This window comes from Enterobacter sp. MGH 16 (assembly GCF_000493175.1).
In the GTDB taxonomy this organism is placed as follows: domain Bacteria; phylum Pseudomonadota; class Gammaproteobacteria; order Enterobacterales; family Enterobacteriaceae; genus Enterobacter; species Enterobacter roggenkampii.
On sequence record NZ_KI535695.1, the window covers coordinates 2,494,622 to 2,514,307 of the forward strand.

At 50.1% G+C, this 19,686-nt stretch carries 16 protein-coding genes, 1 tRNA gene and 3 pseudogenes; 2 read left to right on the top strand and 18 right to left on the bottom strand.

Annotated elements, in window-relative coordinates; translation table 11 throughout:
- Positions 1-4 precede the first annotated feature (4 nt).
- Positions 5-757 (bottom strand): phospholipid-binding lipoprotein MlaA, encoded by a 753-nt coding sequence (mlaA, locus tag L362_RS11115; RefSeq protein ID WP_008502619.1) that lies wholly within the window; start codon positions 755-757, stop codon positions 5-7.
- Positions 758-1,072: 315 nt separating this feature from the next.
- On the opposite strand from mlaA, the gene L362_RS11110 reads away from it, so the two are divergent.
- Both L362_RS11110 and L362_RS11105 read left to right on the top strand, forming a co-directional pair.
- Positions 1,073-2,002 (top strand): formate/nitrite transporter family protein, encoded by a 930-nt coding sequence (locus L362_RS11110; protein WP_023325783.1) that lies wholly within the window; start codon positions 1,073-1,075, stop codon positions 2,000-2,002.
- Positions 2,003-2,077: 75 nt separating this feature from the next.
- Positions 2,078-2,149: transfer RNA gene (locus L362_RS11105), tRNA-Arg, on the top strand.
- Between the two features lie 40 nt (positions 2,150-2,189).
- On the opposite strand, the gene L362_RS11100 is transcribed toward L362_RS11105, so the two are convergent.
- The 17 genes and pseudogenes from L362_RS11100 to tssA all read right to left on the bottom strand — a co-directional run bounded on the left by L362_RS11100 (position 2,190) and on the right by tssA (position 19,642).
- A complete protein-coding gene (locus L362_RS11100; RefSeq protein WP_023344610.1) occupies positions 2,190-3,527 on the bottom strand; it encodes a VasL domain-containing protein in 1,338 nt (445 codons plus the stop codon).
- Positions 3,528-3,573: 46 nt separating this feature from the next.
- Positions 3,574-4,817 (bottom strand): annotated as a pseudogene (locus tag L362_RS11095) (GIY-YIG nuclease family protein).
- 78 nt (positions 4,818-4,895) lie between these two features.
- Positions 4,896-5,300: a YdcA family protein gene (locus tag L362_RS25105; protein ID WP_071787683.1), complete on the bottom strand. Its 405-nt coding sequence runs from the start codon at positions 5,298-5,300 to the stop codon at positions 4,896-4,898.
- A gap of 113 nt (positions 5,301-5,413) precedes the next feature.
- Complete coding sequence (locus L362_RS11090) at positions 5,414-5,884, bottom strand: hypothetical protein (RefSeq protein ID WP_023344612.1); 471 nt, start codon at positions 5,882-5,884, stop codon at positions 5,414-5,416.
- A gap of 14 nt (positions 5,885-5,898) precedes the next feature.
- Positions 5,899-6,351: a type VI secretion system baseplate subunit TssE gene (gene tssE, locus L362_RS11085; protein WP_023294209.1), complete on the bottom strand. Its 453-nt coding sequence runs from the start codon at positions 6,349-6,351 to the stop codon at positions 5,899-5,901.
- 658 nt (positions 6,352-7,009) lie between these two features.
- Positions 7,010-7,321, bottom strand: a pseudogene (gene tssJ / locus L362_RS0123045) (type VI secretion system lipoprotein TssJ); the annotation flags it as partial.
- Positions 7,322-7,602: 281 nt separating this feature from the next.
- Complete coding sequence (locus L362_RS11080; RefSeq protein WP_008502625.1) at positions 7,603-7,965, bottom strand: DUF6201 family protein; 363 nt, start codon at positions 7,963-7,965, stop codon at positions 7,603-7,605.
- Positions 7,966-8,835, bottom strand: coding sequence for a DUF6402 family protein (locus tag L362_RS11075; RefSeq protein ID WP_023344613.1), 870 nt, complete (start codon positions 8,833-8,835; stop codon positions 7,966-7,968).
- Positions 8,835-11,306, bottom strand: coding sequence for a type VI secretion system Vgr family protein (locus tag L362_RS11070; RefSeq protein WP_023344614.1), 2,472 nt, complete (start codon positions 11,304-11,306; stop codon positions 8,835-8,837). The genes L362_RS11075 and L362_RS11070 overlap by 1 nt, the downstream gene beginning before the upstream one ends.
- A gap of 4 nt (positions 11,307-11,310) precedes the next feature.
- Entirely contained in the window at positions 11,311-11,835 is a 525-nt protein-coding gene (tssJ, locus tag L362_RS11065; protein WP_023344615.1) for a type VI secretion system lipoprotein TssJ, read from the bottom strand.
- 35 nt (positions 11,836-11,870) lie between these two features.
- Positions 11,871-12,953: a type VI secretion system baseplate subunit TssG gene (gene tssG / locus L362_RS11060; RefSeq protein WP_023344616.1), complete on the bottom strand. Its 1,083-nt coding sequence runs from the start codon at positions 12,951-12,953 to the stop codon at positions 11,871-11,873.
- Positions 12,917-13,105, bottom strand: a pseudogene (locus L362_RS11055) (type VI secretion system baseplate subunit TssF); the annotation flags it as partial. The pseudogene L362_RS11055 and the gene tssG, both read right to left, overlap by 37 nt.
- A gap of 55 nt (positions 13,106-13,160) precedes the next feature.
- Entirely contained in the window at positions 13,161-13,778 is a 618-nt protein-coding gene (locus L362_RS11050) for a hypothetical protein (protein WP_023344617.1), read from the bottom strand.
- Complete coding sequence (locus L362_RS11045) at positions 13,775-16,006, bottom strand: hypothetical protein (RefSeq protein WP_023344618.1); 2,232 nt, start codon at positions 16,004-16,006, stop codon at positions 13,775-13,777. The genes L362_RS11050 and L362_RS11045 overlap by 4 nt, the downstream gene beginning before the upstream one ends.
- Before the next feature lie 15 nt (positions 16,007-16,021).
- A complete protein-coding gene (locus L362_RS24665) occupies positions 16,022-16,198 on the bottom strand; it encodes a hypothetical protein (RefSeq protein WP_023344619.1) in 177 nt (58 codons plus the stop codon).
- A gap of 33 nt (positions 16,199-16,231) precedes the next feature.
- Positions 16,232-18,001, bottom strand: a complete 1,770-nt coding sequence (tssF, locus tag L362_RS11040) for a type VI secretion system baseplate subunit TssF (RefSeq protein WP_023344620.1) — start codon at positions 17,999-18,001, stop codon at positions 16,232-16,234.
- A gap of 33 nt (positions 18,002-18,034) precedes the next feature.
- Positions 18,035-19,642, bottom strand: coding sequence for a type VI secretion system protein TssA (gene tssA / locus L362_RS11035; protein WP_023344621.1), 1,608 nt, complete (start codon positions 19,640-19,642; stop codon positions 18,035-18,037).
- Between the last annotated feature and the right edge of the window lie 44 nt (positions 19,643-19,686).

The window sequence follows — 19,686 nt, forward strand, 5'->3', positions numbered from 1 at the left end:
TTATTTACTCCGAATCGATATCTTTTAGTTCGTTCTCGATCGCCTTCGCGTTTGGATTCTCTTCCGGTTTCAGCTTACCGCCGTTAGCAATAAAATCATGATTCTGGAAGTACGCTTCTCGCACCATAATATACGGGTCAGAAGACTGGCGCAGTAGGCCATCAGAGTCGAGCAGTTGCGCACGGGTTTCAATCCCTTCCACCGTCCATTTACCCACCGACAGCGGCCAGGTCAGCCACGACAGAACCGGATACAGCGTATCAACCATATCGCCGCCGTCATCACGAAGGGTGAAACTGCCGTAGAACGGTAATTGCATGTACGGACCGTACCCGACGCCATAATGTCCCATTGTGCTGCCGAAACGGTGCGGCTGCTCACGCTGCAGTTTCGGGTTCGCCATGCCTGCCACGTCAATAAAGCCGCCCATCCCCAGAATGGAGTTCAGGAAGAAGCGGGTAAAGTGCACCATCCCCTGATACGGGTCGCCCTGCAGGAAGTAGTTCACCATTACCGCAGGCTCTTCGAGGTTGCTAGTAAAGTTACTTAACCCGTTACGCGCGGGCTGGGGAACATAATCGCGCCATGCCACTGCCACCGGGCGAACCACATACGGGTCCAGCACGTTGTAGTTGAAGTTATACATGGAGCGGTTAAATCCTTCGAGAGGATCGGAGCGTCCCGTTTGCTCCCCGGAGCTGGCGCAGCCCACAAGCATCGTCGCGCCAAGCGCAAGCGCCGACAGCCGAAGTTTCATAAATATCTCCCTGTTCAGTATGGCTATCGTTGATTGCCATCCGTAACGGAGCCGTTGATGCTCCGTCTGTAAACGTGCAAGCGATTGTAACAGCACGTTTACCGATGTCTATGAGCACAATTACGGGCAGTAATCACCGTGACTCTGATCTCAGCATAGCCTGGCTTTTGGAATTCGTTTCGCTGGCAATTTTATAATGTCTTTGAAAGAGATGTATCACCTTTGTTGTCATTGCCGCCAATTTAAGAGCATCCCCACAGGCATCCCGATAAAAGCCGCTACGCTTAACAGAAAGATCAACCTCCGGGAGCAGATATGAAAGACGTGGGCGAAGAAAAAATTGGCGAGAGCGATGAGGAACTTGAAATTGAAAGCGAGGAGAAAGCGCGTGGCGAGAAAATAGAAATTGATGAAGATCGCCTCCCTTCCCGCGCGATGGCCATCCATGAGCATATACGCCAGGACGGTGAAAAAGAGATGGAGCGCGATGCCATGGCCCTCTTCTGGTCAGCTATCGCCGCAGGGCTCTCAATGGGCGCCTCTCTGCTCGCCAAAGGGATATTTCATGTTCAGCTGGAAGGTGTGCCGGGCGGTTTTTTACTCGAGAATCTCGGCTATACCTTCGGCTTTGTGATTGTCATCATGGCCCGCCAGCAGCTGTTTACCGAAAACACGGTGACCGCCGTTCTGCCGGTGATGCAAAACCCTACCCTCGGCAATTTCGGTTTATTGATGCGTCTGTGGAGCGTCGTCCTGCTGGGTAATATCATCGGCACGGGCATCGCGGCCTGGGCGTTTGAGTACATGCCGATCTTTGATGAACCCACCCGGGACGCATTTGTAAAAATCGGCATGGATGTGATGAAAAACACCCCGATCGAAATGTTCTCTAATGCCATCATCTCTGGCTGGATTATCGCCACGATGGTCTGGATGTTTCCTTCAGCAGGGAGCGCCAAAATTGTGGTGATTATATTGATGACCTGGCTGATTGCGCTGGCTGACACCACGCATATTGTGGTCGGTACCGTAGAAATACTGTATCTGGTCTTTAACGGTACGCTTCACTGGAGCGACTTTTTCTGGCCGTTCGCCTTACCGACACTAGCAGGAAACATCTGCGGCGGAACGTTTATCTTCGCGCTGTTAAGCCATGCCCAAATCCGTAACGACATGTCGAACAAACGCAAAGCGGAGCTTAAAGCGCGGGAAAATGATGATAAATCGACAAAAAAATCGTCCTGAATGGTGACTCTTTGAGCAGTCAGGCGGCGATGCGCTTAACGCAAAGTGTAAATGACGCTATACTCGTGCCGCCTCGTCCCCTTAGTTAAATGGATATAACGAGCCCCTCCTAAGGGCTAGTTGCAGGTTCGATTCCTGCAGGGGACACTTTGACCTTCACGCGCATTCACCTGTCTATCGCCAGAATTCACTGAGCAGAAGAATCCTGTTTTATTTGAGCGTAACGCGCAGCAAGCTGTCTTAGGCGCAACTCCAGTTGGGTCTTTTCGGCTTCAGGAAGCGCATCTCCATCTGGATGCTGTGACAGGCGTCTGAGTTGTTCTTCAGCCGGTATTGTTTGGTTAAATGACTGTATAGTCGAAAAAACCACCGATTTAAGCTCACTCACCGTGATATATTTTCCTTTTTGCTCATCCAGACTGCTCAGCCGATGACTCAGTTGCTGAAGCTTCATCATTCCTTCATACCAACTGTTCATAGCGTCGACAGGCAACGCTGCCGCGTTAAATTTTTGCTGCCACTGTGAGGTGAGCGGCTTCGCCTCCTCCGGCCGCAATGTCTGGAGTTGCGCTAACAGCTGAAGGCTGTAGGAAATATTCCAGTCAGGAGGCAGCTTATCCAGTCGGACAAGCTGCTGCTGCGTTTCAGTGATAAATGTGGACGGCAAAGTACCTTGCTGTGCTAACGCGTCTTGCTGAACAGGTGTAAGCACTTCAGGTAACGGCGCCAGAGATGCATTAGCCTGAGTCGTTAAGGGATCGGGTCTGGACAGAAAGCCCCCTCCCCACGCCGCGGCGAGGCTGACCACCAGCATAGAACACATCCCGGCGACAAAGGGTTTCCATGGTCTGACCGCCCCGTGCGCTGTCGTAAGACCCTCTGCATCAGGCTGATTCTCCGGCTGCACAACATAGACCCATTTCACTTCGCCAACCGATTCCGCCCTCTCCTGAGGTAAGTCACGACCGGGCAGCTTAATCGCATTCAAATCTGATGCGTCATTACGGATTTCCAGCCGTTCAGCATTCGAACGTACCAACGTTCGTAATGTATCGAACTGGCTAAGGTGCTTCAGTTCAAGGCGCTGGAGCACCGAACCCAGCCGGGTAAGCAACGCTTCAGCGCTATAAAGCTCGCTAAGATGGCTGTTGTTGAGTGGAAGCATACGCATGCGCTGCTGCAGGCGCTGGCTCAAGCCGCTAAGGATTTCCATACGAGCGTGTAGCGTCTTCGGCCAGAAAACGTCCCACTGGTGGCTAATCAGGGCCTCCAGAATCGCCAGCCCTTCGTTCAGGCCTGCTAATCCAGACAGATGAGTCCGGGCAAGGGTGTACCAGGCTGCAGTCTGCAACTCCACACCGTTCTGTTCGAACAGAGAGAGACAGCGTCTTTCGACATATTGCCAGTTCACATCCGGGCGAGCAGGATGCGTCAGCTTGCTGAGCTCATCGCGGAAAGCAGCGTAATCTGGCAGCGTGCGCGGGTCGCCACCGGTTTTAATTGTATGTGGGATGATGTCATTCATGACCTATTGTCCATTTGACGTATCTGGAGCTAATAAAGGTTATTGTTTATGCGGCTTCGCTTTCTGCATATTCGAGACTCTGCAGATACTGTAGCGCTACCGGGTCAGCAATATATTCAATCTGCCCGTGGTGACGCTCCACCTCTTCAATAATTCGCTAAGCTCGATCCGGAAAAACTCTTTACGCAGATTGATTCGGTTAATCCGGTAGCGTTCCAGATGTTCATGTAACGTCCTTTCTAGCGCAGGGGCGTCATCGCAAGAAATCATGGCGTGGACATCAAAATCAAACGGCACAGCTGCCCCGCTCAATTCTTTCACGCGCTCCATGGGCTCCAGTCGTCGGGTCATACCGATTTTGAAGACGTTTTCACCGAAGGAGCCGATATTCGAAATGACATACACGTATCCCTGTTTGGTGAGCTGGGCCATGGATTTGGCACGTTCATACTGCTGATGCACGTCCTGGATTTTCTGCTCCAACTCCAGGCGCTGTCTTTCCAGTTCTACCCTGTGAGCACCTTCAGCGGCGAGCAGGGCTTCTTCCAGTAAACGCTGCTGTTCGGCGAGACGTTGCTCCTCCTCTTCCGCTTCGCGCTGCTGCTGTTCCAGCTCATCCTGACGCTGTTTTTCTTCACGCATCTGGCGCTTGAGCTCAGCCTGATATTCTTTTTCTTCCTGCGCTTTTTCCAGCAGTGCAACCTTATCCAGAAACTGCTGTTTTACGCCTTCCCAGTCGGCGTTATCTTCCAGTTCCAGAAAGGCGATTTTCTCGCTGATAGCAGCGTAAGCCTCTCTTTCCTTCCTGAGCTGGTCGTACTTGCTTTGCCAGTTATTCACCGTGGTGCCAGAAAGCAGGGTTTTGACTTTGAATTTGTACGCGGAGTCCACAATACGCTGCAGTGTCCGGGAGGCTTTATTTTTGGCATTGTGGAAGTCATCCCACTGACCGGAAAGCTGTTTCTTTTCCTGATACAGACCGCGAGCCACTTCAGTACTGACGGTTTCTTCAAAGGCTTTCTCTTTCTGAATGAGGTTCGACATAGCCTGTTCCAGCTCCGCTGTTTTCTTACGGAAGCCCCGGTACATGAAAACCCGCATTATCAACGCAACGGCTATCAGTAAGCCAAAGAATAAACTGATGATTCCTGCTGGATTAGACACAGACTCGATAAATCGCTCATTAAAATTTATTAATGCTCTTACCGTGACATAAATACCCCAGGCAATTACACCGATAACAACCAAAATAATTCCTGCGGCATTGTCATCTTTTTTCCTTCGTGCCATATGTTATTTATTTCCTTGTTTCATATAAATCTGATTATTTAATCTTTAAAACAAATAGGGCATCTTTGCTATATCTTATTAATATTGACTCCCTGAGCAAACCGGTAAATGGGTATATCCGGGTTTGTTGGCCATATAGAGGGGTACGCATGTTGGCTGTCGGGCTTTTGTGCTGGCCGGTTCGTCGTTTTCTGTCACGCGTTGCTGTTTCTGCTTTTTCGCAGTTGTTATCTTTTTCATCTGCTTTTTTCGGGAGGAAGTTGATGGTGTTAAACGATTGCTGCCTTCTGAGGGACTATACCCGGAACAGAATCGTTTCGACTGACTCAAAGTCCCGTCGTTACAGACAAAGCGTCCATCCGATGTGCAGTGCGCTATACCTCCTTTTGAACCTGAGCAAGGCTGCCTTCCGCGTGCCGCATCGGCCTGTGTTGTCAAAATAATTCCTGAGACCAAAAGGAAGATTAATTCTCTCTTTTTCATACTCGTTACTTACTCTGTTATTTTGGAGTTCCGCTTCCCGCTAGTTTTGTTATTTCTTCTGATGAGAACGGAATAGCTAACGGCACCAAAAATTATTACTCATTCCGTTTTCGCTATGAAAGAAGCGCGATAATTAGCCCAAAAAATGTGCTCTCATCAAATTGCTGTCTTGAGCAGGATAAAGCACCAGGCGGAGTAAAGGTCCAGTCACTCACGGTACCTGATCTCATGAATAAACGGCCCAGGGAGGTCATATGCCCTCGCTCATGGAAAATTGCCTCTACGCACCCAGTCACCCCCTTACCATACAGAAATACCGGCGTAAACTTTACGACCCGGCCATCGTAACGAAGAACGATACCTGAAATTTCAAAAGTGCCGTCCACCACCATCAGGTCCGAGACGAATGCTGTGTACGGTTCTATATTAAGTCCGGTATCCACCAGCCACGCATCCATCTGCTCCTGAAGCTTTACCATTCGCAGGCGAAACTCTGCAATATCGGCCTGACTCTTACTGACAACAGGAACAGGTGCGGGTTGTCTGGCCTGTAGTTTTTTCATAAATTGTGATTTTGCTGACATGGTATTACCTGATATTAATGGGGGGTTACTGAGCCCAGAAGCTGCTGGTTCTTAAGATGTCGCAGCATAACGCGACCTTCGGGCATAAACTGGGTTCCATACCGTACAAGCCCAATACCTCTCAATTCAGCATCAATGGCGTAGCGGAGTTCACCGGGCACTTGCTGTTCGAGTAAAGTGACATTCAGAGACTGCACACGGGGTTCATACTTAAGCAAGACACCAGCCAGCGTATCGATTAACTCATGGGCAGTTCCAGGCATTCCTTGCAGAATTTTAGTCATATCGGGCAAACCATAATCTGGTAAATGGCTTACGGTTCCAGTACGGGCATTTAAAATACGCTGGATATTATCCAGTACTGATAAAATGACCTGGTCTTCTTCGTTTACAACTTCAAGGGAAAGCTCCCCTGTAAAGTTGCCAGTAAGAATTTCATATAAAGATGGGGATTTTCTGTCTGGCATTTTGACCTCAGGAAACTTGCTGAAATGGTTGATTTCTATTTTTAATTAATGTTGAAGACTTCATGTGATGTCCTCTATCATTTCAATGATTACGGATTTTGCACCCTGGTAAAGTCCAGCCTGAAAACCCGCTGTCAGATGGGTATAGAAAATCGGTTCCTGACCATTCAGGTGCAACTAGATCTGAGAACTGATATTCCCAAAAATATCAAGCTGAAATTTTTATTTTTCCTCCAGATTTATCATAGACGGCGAAAAAAGGTTGATTTGAAAAAAGACGTAATACCCGTCCCAATCCGCCAAAAGGTTTGTAGTTAGGAATGTAAGTAATGGCATAGCAAGTGTTGTTCTCATTTCACATTTTTCACCAGGTGTGGTTTAAATATAAGCCAGCATCTTTATAGAAAAAAGGATAAGAAATAATAATATAATACATTAGAGCATCATTTTTAAGATCGATTTAATTGCCCTGCGCACGTTTATTCATCCTCGTCATGAACTCTTCATTGTATAGTCATGAAGTTAAGCCTATGGAATTAATGAATTAAAGAAATGATTCGGCTACACCACTTTTTATGTTGAGAGGAAATCGAGTACCCATCCACACAATTACCTATGTAATTGATTGATAAGAAATCATCTCCAGTTAACTCGCCCGGGAAGAAAACGGCATCACCAGCAGTTCTTTTGATACCAGTACGTCGTATTTAAGTACCGTATCAGCCCTGCGCAATAGCGTCTGGTAATCGCTGGCATCAACTGCTTTACGATCCCTGAGCTGATAAATCCGTACCATTGTCGCCAGCGGCGTCTGTGCGCCATCAGCGTTAATGGCCGTACGCGGGGTAAAATCAAGATGCAGCGTTTTGATTTTCTTGTAGAAGATGGATTTCGTGATGCTGACCGTACCGTCCGTAACGGTCTGAGTCAGACCGCAGCCAGCGAGCAAACCACAGGCAATAAGCGTCAGCGCCCGCTAGCGAGCTATATTTAAAGTGAATACTAACTATAATTAACAGAAAAGATTCGCAACATGGGGAAAAATAATTACGGATTATGTTATTAAAATCACTAATTAATGGCCCGCAATATATACCCAACAAACCTCAAAATGCATGAGCGACTCATCGCTAAGCCCGGAACAACTCGACTGATAAGCCATCTCACCATGCAACTTCAAGTTAATCGAGTATAAACATTACAGAAAATAGCATTTGAATAAGCATCAAAGTAAAAATATAATACATGGATTTATTTTAAAACAAACCCGTCATAGCCTAATTCACCAGGAAAAAGAAGTTCTTTATCCTTACCGTACAAAAATTCAATGGAGTCATATGCCGCAATTTCAGACATACCGTAAAATAGTGAAGGCTTAAATATCACGCCCCCATTAGAATCATATAAAACAAAATAATAATCTTCATCTTTCAGGTATTTATAAAGTGATAACGGAGATATTATTTTAGCATGATATATGTTTACCTTATATTGTTTATCAGGACTGACTATATCAAATACCTTTGTTTTTTCATTGATAAACAAAGTAGAAGGCAAAAATGCCCAAATGATTAGCAATAAAAAAAATGCAAGATATATTTTTTTGATTTTCATTTACAGAGGAATTTCCTTGTCAGTTTCTCTCGGCGAGACCCATAATACATCAGAAAAAACAATGTAATCACCACCTGAATCATGTTTTTTTTGCCACTTCCGGAAGTCTTTGTTAAAAATCGGCACAAATCCTGAAAAACTCCTCACCAGATGCCCCCAAAAACCAGATAAGTAAGTGGACATGTAAATGCCAGTTTCTTCCTTGTTTAGTATACGGTTTTTACTCCAAACCCCTAAAGGCTCTGATGAATTTCCTTCATCAACGAAATCATAAGTATCCTTGAGGTAAAAGCCCAACTTATCTACAATAAAAAATACTTTCCCCTCCCTGGCTTGCGTCATTCCACGAACACACACTTTAAGATTCGAATTTCCCATTGCACCATACCAATCGTTTACCGTATCAAATTTACTTCCTATGGTTATTAGATTTACTTGGGATGTGTTATCCAATTCCATAACATCGTCAGTATACCCAAGAGATATCGCATCTTTATTAATATCACCTTTATTTTGAAGCAATTTTCTTAATCGAGCAATACCTTTCATACTTTTCCAGCGACCAGTAAGCTCTTCAATCCCAGCGCTAACCTGCTCAAATTTAAGTGCCCATGACATTTTGACTATTTCAGTACTAACTTGAGTTGATGGTAAGTTTTTTGCATCTTCATCTAATTTTTTTCTTTTACTTTCAGTAGTAAAAATAAATGCTGGTGAAATTTCAAACCAATGCTCCATTAACTTAGGAGCCATTTCCCATCCCATTTCTCTCATCGCGTTAGGGATCATATCAATATGGAAGAAGTCTACACTGACTTTCTTTTCCTGCTGCTCCGGTTCTTTTGTGGTAGTCGTTGATGAAACTGCCATTACCTTGTCCCCGCTCTGATCTGGAAAACATAGTCCAGGTTTACGTTTTCTTCGGTATCTGAATTTATTGCATGCGTCAGAGCTGAATCAGTTCTTCCTACCACTGTACCGGTAGATGTCTGTAATTGATATGCAAATTCCATATCTTCAGAACCTGTTAAGGAATCCAGGACCCTGAAACACGCTGTATTTGGACCACATGATAAATTTGGTAATGGAGCGGGCATTTCAGCAGTTCCCTGCCCCAGGGTACTGCTTCCCGCCGCCATAGTCCGCTTCACTTTGCGCATATACATCGCCGTCGTACCATACTCGACCTTTCCCGCCTCCAGCCGCAGGTAGCTTCCGCCCCCAATCAGCGTGATGCGTTTTTTCCCCGCAAACGAGATGTCACTCGCTGAACTCAGCGTCAGCTTCTGCTCCGCAAAGAGTCGCAGGCTGGCGTTCTGCGCCTGGACATCCACCGGGCCTTCCGACGCCTTCAGACTCAGTTGCCCCGTCCGCGCAAACAGCCCCAGCTTTTCGCCTGCCAGCACCGTCATGTTCCCCATCACGCCGGTGCTGATATCCCCGCCCGCATTAATGGCGACGTTCTTCGCGGCCGTCATCTGCAGGTGCTCCCCGCTGGTCAGGGCTATCCCTTCCGGAGCGGACATCAGCAGCGCCTCATTGAGCGGCTTCAGCCGCTGCTCAAACATCTTTATCTGGCTGTCAACGTCCGCCTTCAGCGCCTGTGCCTGCTCCGCCGCGATTTCCAGCTGCTGCAGTTGCTGATTCAGCCGGTCGATTTCCTTCAGTGCAGCGTCCCTGTCCAGCGCTTCCCCCTGCGCCTTAGGCTGTGCATCCGCGCTGACAAACAGTCCTTTACCGGCACGTATCGTGCCCCACTCATCGGTGCGCAGCTCTGAGCCTGTGCCGCGACGCTGTCCCTGTGCGTCCACCAGATGCCCGCTGTTTAGCTGCGTTTTGCCGTACTCCGTGGCGAGCTTGATGTGCTCCTCGCCACGTTTATCCTCCATCCGCAGCTTGTTGTTCGCCGGGGTGCGCAGCACGTTGCGGGTGTGGTTGTCGCGGGAGACAGGGTCCGGATGTTCAGAATCGTGCAGGGCATATGCGATATACGGCAGGTCAATATCGCCGTTGCTGTACGCAATCGCCACTTCGGTCCCGTCGGTGAGCGGTGTGTGCCACCCCAGCGTGTCTCCGGCATAAGGCTTTGCCATCCGCAGCCACAGGTAGCCGTACCCGGGTTCCGTCCCCTCCCGGTCGAAGTCGGGCTTCACCCGGTAGCGCCCCTGTTCGTCAAGGTGGGCGTAAATATCATTTTTCTCCCGGCTCTCGACCCGGGCCGGAAGCGTGCCGTGGATTTCCGGGCGCGGGATGTCCGCCGGGCGGAAACAGTAACGCTCGGTGTAGGGCATGCCCCACACCGACACGTGCAGGCGGGAATCACGGGCTCCCCGGAAGGTCACGAGCGTGAGGACAACACCCTCTTTCAGGGCCGTAATGACGTCGCCCTGTGGCTCCAGCACCTGCCCGGGCGTGAGGTGGGCAGCATTGCTGAACAGGTGGATGCGGGCTGATTTGTTCAGTTCCCGCTCATGATGGATGCGGGCATAAAAAGCGCCGGATTCGGTTTCCGGCTCCGGGCTGGTGTCGTCACCTGCGTCACGGTAAGGCGCTGCGTAGCGGTAATGCTCCCCGGTGGTCACCGCATCACTGCGCACACTGACCGTCGCATCCATCGGCGTGGTGGCTGTCCGGTAGTTGTAATCCCGCGTGGCGACGGTGCCGGTGGCAATCCTGTGCCAGGTCCGCACATCCCAGACCGATTCTGCCGCGCCGTCAAACAGGCCCGAGGGCTCGCGGTACGGCAGGCGCACGTCAAACCGGTAGTTCAGCTGGCTGTCGGCAAAAATGTACGTATCCAGACCGCGCACGTCGTCCATCTCCGTGCGCCAGTAAATCCCCACCTCAGACAGAATGCGCCGGATAAACTCCAGGTCCGTTTCCCGCCACTGGGTGATAATTTCACGCGGCGGGTAGGTGCGCTCCAGGCGGAAGTCAAAATCAGGTCCCTCCAGCCCGTGTTTGCGCAGCACCTGCTCAACCACCTCAGGAACGGACTGGTTCTGATATACCGCGCACTGCCGGGTGTATCCCAGCAGCGCCAGGCGGGAACTGAGCGTAAGCCGGTAGTGAGACTGGTCCCTGGATGTGGACAGCCATTCCAGGCGGGTCACCCTGCCGTGGACATTTTTGCCGCTTCGCATCCGGAAGGTGGCATATTTCATCAGCACCTGTTCCGGGGGGATGTTCGCCTGCAGGCAGGTGAACTCAATATCCCACCGGAACGGCTCACTCAGGGCTTCCCTGCCGCGAAAGCGCAGAACATCCGGCTTTACTGGACTGTCATTAATATCCAGAAAATATCGGGTTTGTCCGTCAAAAAGCGCTAACCAGTTATCCATCACGTCACTCCTTCACCGGCACGAGGCTGAACCAACCATCACCCAGTTCAATCGTGCGCGGTTTGTCCGGGTCGAGGTCGTCACGGGTCAGCACCAGACGCCAGCGGTTGTCCTTCTGATCCGGTCGGTTAAACAACCCCACCACCGCCACGAACTGAGTGTCCTCATCCATGGGCATATTGAGCGTCACGCTGCCTTCGGGCATCACCAGCAGCTCTTTTGATGCCAGCACGTCGTCCTTAAGTACCGTATCGGCCTTGCGCAGCAGCGTCTGGTAATCAGCGGCATCCACCGCCTTACGATCCCGGAGCTGATAAACCCGCACCATGGTCGCCAGCGGCGTCTGTGCGCCATCGGCGTTGATGGCCTTGCGCGGGGTAAAATCCAGATGCAGTGTTTTAATTTTCTTGTAGAAGATGGATTTCGTGATGCTGACCGTACCGTCCGTAACGGTCTGAGTCAGACCGCAGCCAGCGAGCAGGCTACAGGCAATAAGCGTCAACGCCCAACAGCGGGTTACTGTTGCCATTCAAAAATTCCTTAATTGAAAGTGGGAATACGTGATTAGTCGAAGCGATAATGTCCGTCTTCAGCGGGGGAGAAAGCAGAACATTGCAACCCTTCATAGCGGCCCAGACTGACGGTCAGAGTTTCCCGGTCATTGCTGAGCTTGCCTTCTTTGAGACCCAGTAAACCGGTCCGGTCCAGCTGGATACGCCTGCCTTTACCAAGGCGCGGTTCAGGCAACAGCCGCACGGGTACCGTGAGGCGCAGTCGGGCATCACTTCGGTAGCCGAGATAGACGCGCAGCAGGACCAGTAAATCGGTATGGAGGACGCCACCGGGTAACCAGCTTTCCGCCTCGGCTGGATCCTCTGTCTCCAGCGTCACCAGCACACGGCTACATGCTTCCTTTGCCGTTTTACCCAGCGTGGCCCGCTGCGAAAGGCGGATGCGGTTTCCGGCACCCAGCCCACTAGGGTTATCGATATGGACCTTCACCGGATCCGGTTCGGTGATAATTGCCCAGGTATTCGGTGCCAGCAGGCTCACCAGGGCCCGGATGCCTTCTGCATTGCGGGTGGGTAATCGCATGGTGCCCAACAAGGCCAGAAAGCGGGAAACCGGCGTTGCCACCTGCTCAGCCGTGCCCGGTATACCGAGTCCCACCAGCCCCAGCAGACACTGTGATGTGGCATCGCGGCCACCCGCCTCGAAGGTCGCCGGATAGGCGTATTTTCGCCAGATCCGGTAATACTGCGTGGTGATCCGGTGGCTAAAAATGTCCAGAAATGAGGTGACCGCCTCATGGCCTTCACGACGCTGCGCAATGTCATCCAGATAGGACGTTGGCAGAGGGGAGTCCACGCCATACACCCCGAGAAATGTCGTGCGGACCGTTGGGGGTAATGTCGGATGGTCTTCGTCGGTCTCAACCGCTTTCAGGGTACTGACCGGGAATCCCATACCAGGCCAGGGCCTGAACCGTACCGGATCGTTGGCCGGATGGCTGGTGGTGCCCAGTTTCGGCGCATCCGGATTTTCCTGCTCCAGCAGCTGGCAGAAACGATAAAAATTGGCCCGCCAGATATCTTTGTTCAGGACCAGAGTCAGCCCGGTACGTGCTGGCTGTGATTCTCGCGCCATCTCAGTCGTTTCCCTGTTGGTTGCAGCACCAGCGTGAGCTGGTTAAAGAGGTGAATATCGGCATAGAGCGCGAAGAACCGGTGCAGCGTCTCGCCGAAGAGATTCACATCGCCTTCGCCTGTAAAATTATCCATGTTAGTCGTAAGATTAATAATCATTTTAAAGTTGGGGCTTGATGTGGTTTTATTGACAATGGTGAATAACCATTTATTTTTCTCTTGTACCAAGCGTTATTTCCTGTATGCGACTGGAGTCTATCCAAGAGGAGTAAATTGTCCCGTTCTTTGCTTGATATTTAATATGCGAGGCACTCCCGGAGTTGTCTTCGACCTCTACATACTCCCCTGGCAAAATGAATAAACCTTGACTTGGAATAGATAACTTATCATCTTTATAGAACTGCAATCGAGCAGTACCAATAACTTTGTAGACTGTTTTTTTGTTCAAGCAGTTAAGATATACTGAAGCATATCTTTCATCAAATTTTAATTTTTCTGGTTTATCTGGGTCAATAGTAATGTCTTCCAAACTGAATTTGAGATAATCATACTTCATCCATAAAAGAAAACCTTCGCCCGGAGTGTCGACGGATTGATTGCTATTGAATTGAACTTTAGCATATATATTATCATTACTGACACGGTCGATGTCTGCTGTAATCAGATCTCTGTCCACTTTCAATTCATTTATCAGATTTGCATCGCTGGAAGCCACTATTTTATCTAGATATTTCGAGCAATTATCAAAATCATCATCAGTAACACCTGAAAATGCTGAGATAGAGTATGTTAGTAACAATAGAGGAAATACTTTAAACTTGATCATTGTTTAGTCTCGGAAAATTCGTTAGTAAATTTAGGTATAATCGCCCCACATTCTTTTCTATATAACTTTTGTGCTGAGTCTTGGGTTGAATACCACCGAGCATAGTTTCCGTCGTGCTTATTGATGTAATACACAATATATTCCATAGAGCTTTCAACGGAATCGAACACTACAAATTGCTTTGGTTTATCCGTGACTTGGGTATTACCTCCCTGTCCACTTAATCCTTTTCCTTCTTTTTTACTCCAAATCCCCGTTGGCTGATATTCTGGGTGCTGCGCAAAAAAATCAGAACTCCATCCATATGCTGGCGGAGTGCCATGTACTTCCATTCCTGGAGCACCACAATGCTGGTATTGACCAGAAGTAAAATGTGTCGTCTCAATGCGAAACATTCTTTCAACTATTACAGACATGTCTTTACCATAATTATCATATATCTTACGTAAAGCATCTTTCCCGTCTTGCACAGTAAAAAGTCCCGCATGTTGTTTTTTTATGTTAATAATCGCCCCCAAAAACATTATTGGGTGCATATGCCAAAGTTCGGGTCCCAGTTTCTCAGTCGTGACATCCTGCATCCATACCATCTTATCGAGAAAATCTTCGCTGTACTTCTTCCATTCCGGCGCTTCTTTCTTCAGCGCATTCAGGAACGGTTGCCAGATAGCATCGCCTTTTTTGAAGTACCAGTCGCTGGGATGTTTTACGATAGTTTTCTGAATGACCTCACGATAGTCAGGATTATGTAGAGCTCTCCAGTATTCCATTGGAGAATAACGATCGCTTCCACTGTCTATTTTATCAAGAAGGCGCTGATAATTATGCTTTACCAGGGCGTGACTGGTTCGCGTATCACCGGTCGCGGCCTCGTAAAGTGAGTTGATAAGGCTGCGGAAGAATCCAACAGGCTGATTCTTTCCATCAAGGTAATCAAAGCTGGTCGGTTCTGCGGTTTCAGTTCTGAAACCAAGCTTTGCCAGATCATACTGTGACAGAAGCTGCGGTTCTGCCTGGCCTTTGGGTACGTAGGCATTCTCTGGTCGCAACTGCCAGTATTCCTGTCTGGTCGATTTATCGACTTCTGTCTGCACCTGTTTCAGTGGCAGGATCCCTGTTCTGGTCGTCACTCTGGTATCCTTTGTGAATGTACCGGTTGCAACATCCTTTTTGTACAGCGCCAGGCCAGGAGTGTATTTCAGCCAGAGCGGATTCTTTTCTCCCGCCTGTTCGGGATTGGTCAGAAACTTTTCCAGATTGTCATCCATGCTCGTGCATTCAATATGTACCTGGTATCGGGCCTCATATCCCCCGTCCTTAGGTGCCTGATAATATCCCATATGACCAACAGGATCACCGGCAGTGATGGAGAACGGAGACGGACACACAACCTGGTCAAATTTCATGGCCTCTTTGGCTGGAGGCATAAGCTTGCGCCACCATGACGGACCAGCGCCGGGAGCGGGTTTAATATTATTATTATCCACTACCACCCAGTAACGTTTACCGAGGATCAATGAGGTACTGACCTTTTGCTTATCATCTGTATTACCATCGGCATCAGGTAAACTTTTCAACGTCACAAGACCATACCGGCGCTGGTTATACCCCGCCGCGTTAAGACTGGTATCAGAGGAGTCCCATTCAACGCCTGCCCCCACAGGCATATACCCTGCAATCTGAGGCTGAAGTTGTTCAGAAGTCAGTTTTGCCGTGAGCCAGTCCATTTCAGAAAACGCTTTAAGTGTATCCTGAGTAATCCACTGATTTTCCGATTCCGACTCATAAGCAGAATACGGAGCCAGGTGCATATACAGGGTATAGAAATGAAGCCCGCTGGATTCCGTTTCACCCGGCTGAATGTAGTGTTTTACCAGGACGAATGAACCGGAGAAACTCAGCGGTCCGGATTCCCATGCAATCGTCTGATAATCCTTGCAGATACGATAAGCAACCACTTCCCCGTCAGCCATGCATCGAATCGCCTGCTCACCTTTAAAGGGAACCGGGAAATCCATCGCTTCAAGAGGAGATTTACCACTGAGTGCGCACCACGGGGTCGTGGCTTCGGTGATATGGATCCCGCCATGCCACATTCCACAGCGGCCTATCGCATATTGTCCGGTAGACTCCCCCGCTAAATGGGAGAGAATATCTTCCTGGTTAATAAATTCCTTGCCCCGGTTGTTAGAGGGAATTGGCCAGACAATTTTGGGTAACACAGACACGATTCACACTCCCTGTCAGTCACTAAACGATTTACAGACGACCTGATTGACATTCATGATCTCAGCCAGGTCGAAAACCGACAATAAATCTTCCGCTGTTAACGAATCAGGTTCATCTTTAGCTGGACTTGGGTTCTCGTCCTCTTCACAAGCTATGTCTGCATCAATATGTGTATTCAAACTCTTAGGCATAAGCTGACTCCATTTTATAATTTAGGGCTAACGTCAGCCCGGTACGTACTGGCTGTGATTCTCGCGCCATCTCAGTCGTTTCCCTGTCGGTTGCAGTACCAGCGTGAGCTGGTTGAAGAGGTGAATATCGGCATAGAGCGCGAAGAACCGGTGCAGCATCTCCCCAAAGAGATTCACATCCCCCTCGCCTGCAAAATTGTCCATATTCAGCGTGACCTCAATATCCACACCCCGGAGCATAAAGCCCTTCTCAAAACGGCGGATCAGGGTGTGCTTCACGGCAACTATCGCTTCAAGACGACGGCGGTTCATCTCATCGTCAGTCCAGTCATAGAGCGCCAGCGTTCCCCGCAGGACCTCCGGATTGTCCATCATACTGAGGAAGTTTGAGCCGAGATGGCTCATCACCCGCCAGTGGAAGCGATCGTTTGCCGGGGGGTACAGCGGCATCGTTGGTGCTGTGACATTCAGGACCCTGACGGGCACTTTGCCGGTTTTGACCACCCTGTCCAGCAACGTACTTTCCAGTGCTTTGCGCGGAAGCTGGCCGTTGGTGCCGGTTATTCGCATCGAGAGGGACTCCGGTTTATCGGACAGCTGCTCCAGTTCGAACGAGCGGCCCCCGAGAATTAACCAGGTGTCATACAGGCCAGAGGGGCCTCGTTTCACGCGGGTGTGGTAATAACGTTCAGGGGCATCGTGGCGCATCATACCGCCCCGGTGCCGGAAACTGGTAAAGGGCACATAGGGATGTTTGCCATTCTTCACCGCGCCGTGGATGTTATCGACGCTATAAATCTCTGTGTGACCATCCTGAAGACGCAGCGGCCTGAGCAAATATTCGTTTTCCAGCGGGTTAAGCGTCAGCGGGTCGGCTTCAAGGGTAAAGAGATTGATGACCGGCGCACAGTGCAGCCGGAAGTTTTCTGTCTCAAAAGGCAGATCGGATGACCAGGCTTCACTGAGCACAATGTCGATTTCAAACCAGGTGCTGGCCTCAGTGAGCCCGATGGAGTCGAGGCCGCGTAGCTCAACAAACATAAATTTAGGACGGAAGCTGAAATACTCCAGCAGCAACTGGTAACCGCTGAAGGCGGTATCGGCTTTCTTCCACAGGCCATCATTGTCATCAAAGCCCATGGGTTTACACCAGCCGTCAAACTGATGACGTTCGGTGTACGTCCCAGCATGACGGGCATACATGGCATGTACACGACGGGTCATTGCCAGATGCAGCGCTGCGCTAATTGGACTCTCCGCATTAAGAAAAATGGCGACTTTGTCGATTTCGGCTTTACTCCAGTCCACTTTTTCAGGGCATTCGAAGCGCAGACGAATAGCGGAGCGGCCATCGGTTTCCGTATGCAGGCGGGCGTCCGCAAGGTGCAGTGGTTGCAGGGGAACATCGCGGGTCGTCCGATACTGACAGGCGGTTTTATGCGGCCCGACAGGACGTGAAAGAATGGAGAAGCCTTCCGCGAGCATTTCGGCCTGACGCAGACTACGCCAGTCAGGGGAGAACTCAACGATGGACAGCGACGGGATAGTCCGCATATAGTGCGGCCACAGCAGACTCACCAGCCCTTCGGTGAGCTCCGGCAGATCATCATCCAGCTTTTCACGTAAACGGCCCATTAGGAAGGCAAAACCTTCAAACAGGCGTTCCACGTAGGGATCGCGGGCGCCGGGTTTATCCAGATTAAGCATTGCTGCCCGATCCGGATGGGCACGGGCAAACTCTTTACCGGCTTCTCGCAGGTAACGCATCTCTGCTTCGTAATAGCGCAGGGTTAAATCATCCATGCACGGCATTCCTGAAAATTATTAAAGAAAACATTAGACACAGAGCACCATGGCACGGGCTGGGTCAATGGCAATAAGTCCGGCAAGTAAGGACTCCATCTCAGGCATCAGACGGGATTTATCAGATTCGCTGCGACCGGCTTTCATACGTAGCAGCTTCAGGCGACGGGCCTGAACTTCAAACAACAGAGTGGGCTCCCAGTCTTCAAGCGTCAGCTGTGGTGCACTGGTGGTCAGTTCGCCAAGCAGATGAAGCGCCATTTCGTTTCGGCCATACTGCTCTGCCACACGGGCCATCAGCAGACGTATCAGCCAGCGATGGCGTGGTGTGTCCATCCCCGGTCGGGACTGAAGCCAGGCAAGCGCCGCTTCGGGCCCTTCCGTGTCTCCCTTTTCCATGGCTTCGGACTCAAGGAGCAGCACATCATCAGCGTGACCATTAACGACGTTAGCGGGTTCATCACCGTAGATCCGGCCTTCTTCATTCACTTTTTCAGCAATCCAGGCGGTGGTAACTTCGTCGGCAAAAGGGGTACCATCATTCCATGCCAGCCCTTCAAGACCCGGGAGACGTATAAGCAGCAGCCGCAGATCGAACAGGACGGAGTCTGTCCAGGCATCCCAGGGATGACCGGCATGGCTGAGCCCCTGCCAGAGGTACCACTGAAGATCGAGCCAGAAATGGTTGACCCCTTCGCAATACATCTGGCTGGCCTGCTCAACCAGCTCAGTCCAGTTTTTCTGAAGATATAGCCGTTTGAGCTGCGCGCGATACTCAGGTTTTGGGGGGATCAAGCGGGTACGTCCGCTACTGTCCAGCGGAGGAAGCTGATCGACCGTATCCCACCGCACGGTTTTTATCAGCCGGTGGGAGGCAAGCCACCCCAGCGGTTGCTCACTCAACCAGCAGGAAAGTAGCTTTGCCTGGTCGAGTAAATCGCGGCCTGATTTCACGGCTGACAGCTTCGGTGAATCCGAGTGGGCAGCTTCACGCCCGTGCTCCTGAGCACTGCTGTTCTGGGGGACCAGAGCTTCCATACCACCTGAACGTGCAAGGCGGTTTTCAAGTGCGGTACAAAACCCTGCAAAAGACGGTTTTTCAGCTTCCGACCAGTCGGACACGGCGGATTGAATCAGGTTTATGGCACCAACCGTCAAACCAGCATCATTGCTGTCCACCTCAGGCCATAACTGCAGGGCATCAATAATTTTTGCACTGTTGAGCCACTCCAGAGCAGCTTTACGGGCCACCGGGCGTCTTGGATGACATGCCTGTCCGTAGCGGATCAGCATCGCGGCAAGAAGCAGTAAACCTTCGGACAGCCCTTTTTCACCGTCGCGGCTGAGTCGGGCCAGCACGTACCAGGTCACCACACGAATATCTTTGGCACATTCACAAAGACACTTCGGGGCCAGGTCACACAACAGAGCCGAATCTGTACCTGAAAGCTTATTAATCTCTTCACGCATCAGCTGAAAATTATCGTCGTATGCGGGATCGTCTCCGGTTGCATTTTCTGGATTGATTGGTTTTAGCCAGTTATCCCAGAGTGGCAGGGCATCATGTGCCCGGGAGATGAGACGCTGCCTTTCTTCCTTGCTTGTGGCACAGGTGGTTAACAAATCTTCCGATGAACTCATTCTTTTTCCCGTTTTTAATCTCTTTCATAAATCTCACGACAGTT

What these genes read in the sequence shown, in the direction of transcription:
- L362_RS11100 (WP_023344610.1), bottom strand. Translation starts at nt 3,527, where the DNA reads ATGAATGACATCATCCCACATACAATTAAAACCGGTGGCGACCCGCGC.
- L362_RS11090 (WP_023344612.1), bottom strand. Translation starts at nt 5,884, where the DNA reads ATGTCAGCAAAATCACAATTTATGAAAAAACTACAGGCCAGACAACCC.
- L362_RS11075 (WP_023344613.1), bottom strand. Translation starts at nt 8,835, where the DNA reads ATGGCAGTTTCATCAACGACTACCACAAAAGAACCGGAGCAGCAGGAA.
- tssJ (WP_023344615.1), bottom strand. Translation starts at nt 11,835, where the DNA reads ATGGCAACAGTAACCCGCTGTTGGGCGTTGACGCTTATTGCCTGTAGC.
- tssE (WP_023294209.1), bottom strand. Translation starts at nt 6,351, where the DNA reads ATGCCAGACAGAAAATCCCCATCTTTATATGAAATTCTTACTGGCAAC.
- L362_RS11050 (WP_023344617.1), bottom strand. Translation starts at nt 13,778, where the DNA reads ATGATCAAGTTTAAAGTATTTCCTCTATTGTTACTAACATACTCTATC.
- tssF (WP_023344620.1), bottom strand. Translation starts at nt 18,001, where the DNA reads ATGGATGATTTAACCCTGCGCTATTACGAAGCAGAGATGCGTTACCTG.
- L362_RS11080 (WP_008502625.1), bottom strand. Translation starts at nt 7,965, where the DNA reads ATGAAAATCAAAAAAATATATCTTGCATTTTTTTTATTGCTAATCATT.
- tssG (WP_023344616.1), bottom strand. Translation starts at nt 12,953, where the DNA reads ATGGCGCGAGAATCACAGCCAGCACGTACCGGGCTGACTCTGGTCCTG.
- L362_RS25105 (WP_071787683.1), bottom strand. Translation starts at nt 5,300, where the DNA reads ATGAAAAAGAGAGAATTAATCTTCCTTTTGGTCTCAGGAATTATTTTG.
- mlaA (WP_008502619.1), bottom strand. Translation starts at nt 757, where the DNA reads ATGAAACTTCGGCTGTCGGCGCTTGCGCTTGGCGCGACGATGCTTGTG.
- L362_RS11110 (WP_023325783.1), top strand. Translation starts at nt 1,073, where the DNA reads ATGAAAGACGTGGGCGAAGAAAAAATTGGCGAGAGCGATGAGGAACTT.
- tssA (WP_023344621.1), bottom strand. Translation starts at nt 19,642, where the DNA reads ATGAGTTCATCGGAAGATTTGTTAACCACCTGTGCCACAAGCAAGGAA.
- L362_RS24665 (WP_023344619.1), bottom strand. Translation starts at nt 16,198, where the DNA reads ATGCCTAAGAGTTTGAATACACATATTGATGCAGACATAGCTTGTGAA.
- L362_RS11070 (WP_023344614.1), bottom strand. Translation starts at nt 11,306, where the DNA reads ATGGATAACTGGTTAGCGCTTTTTGACGGACAAACCCGATATTTTCTG.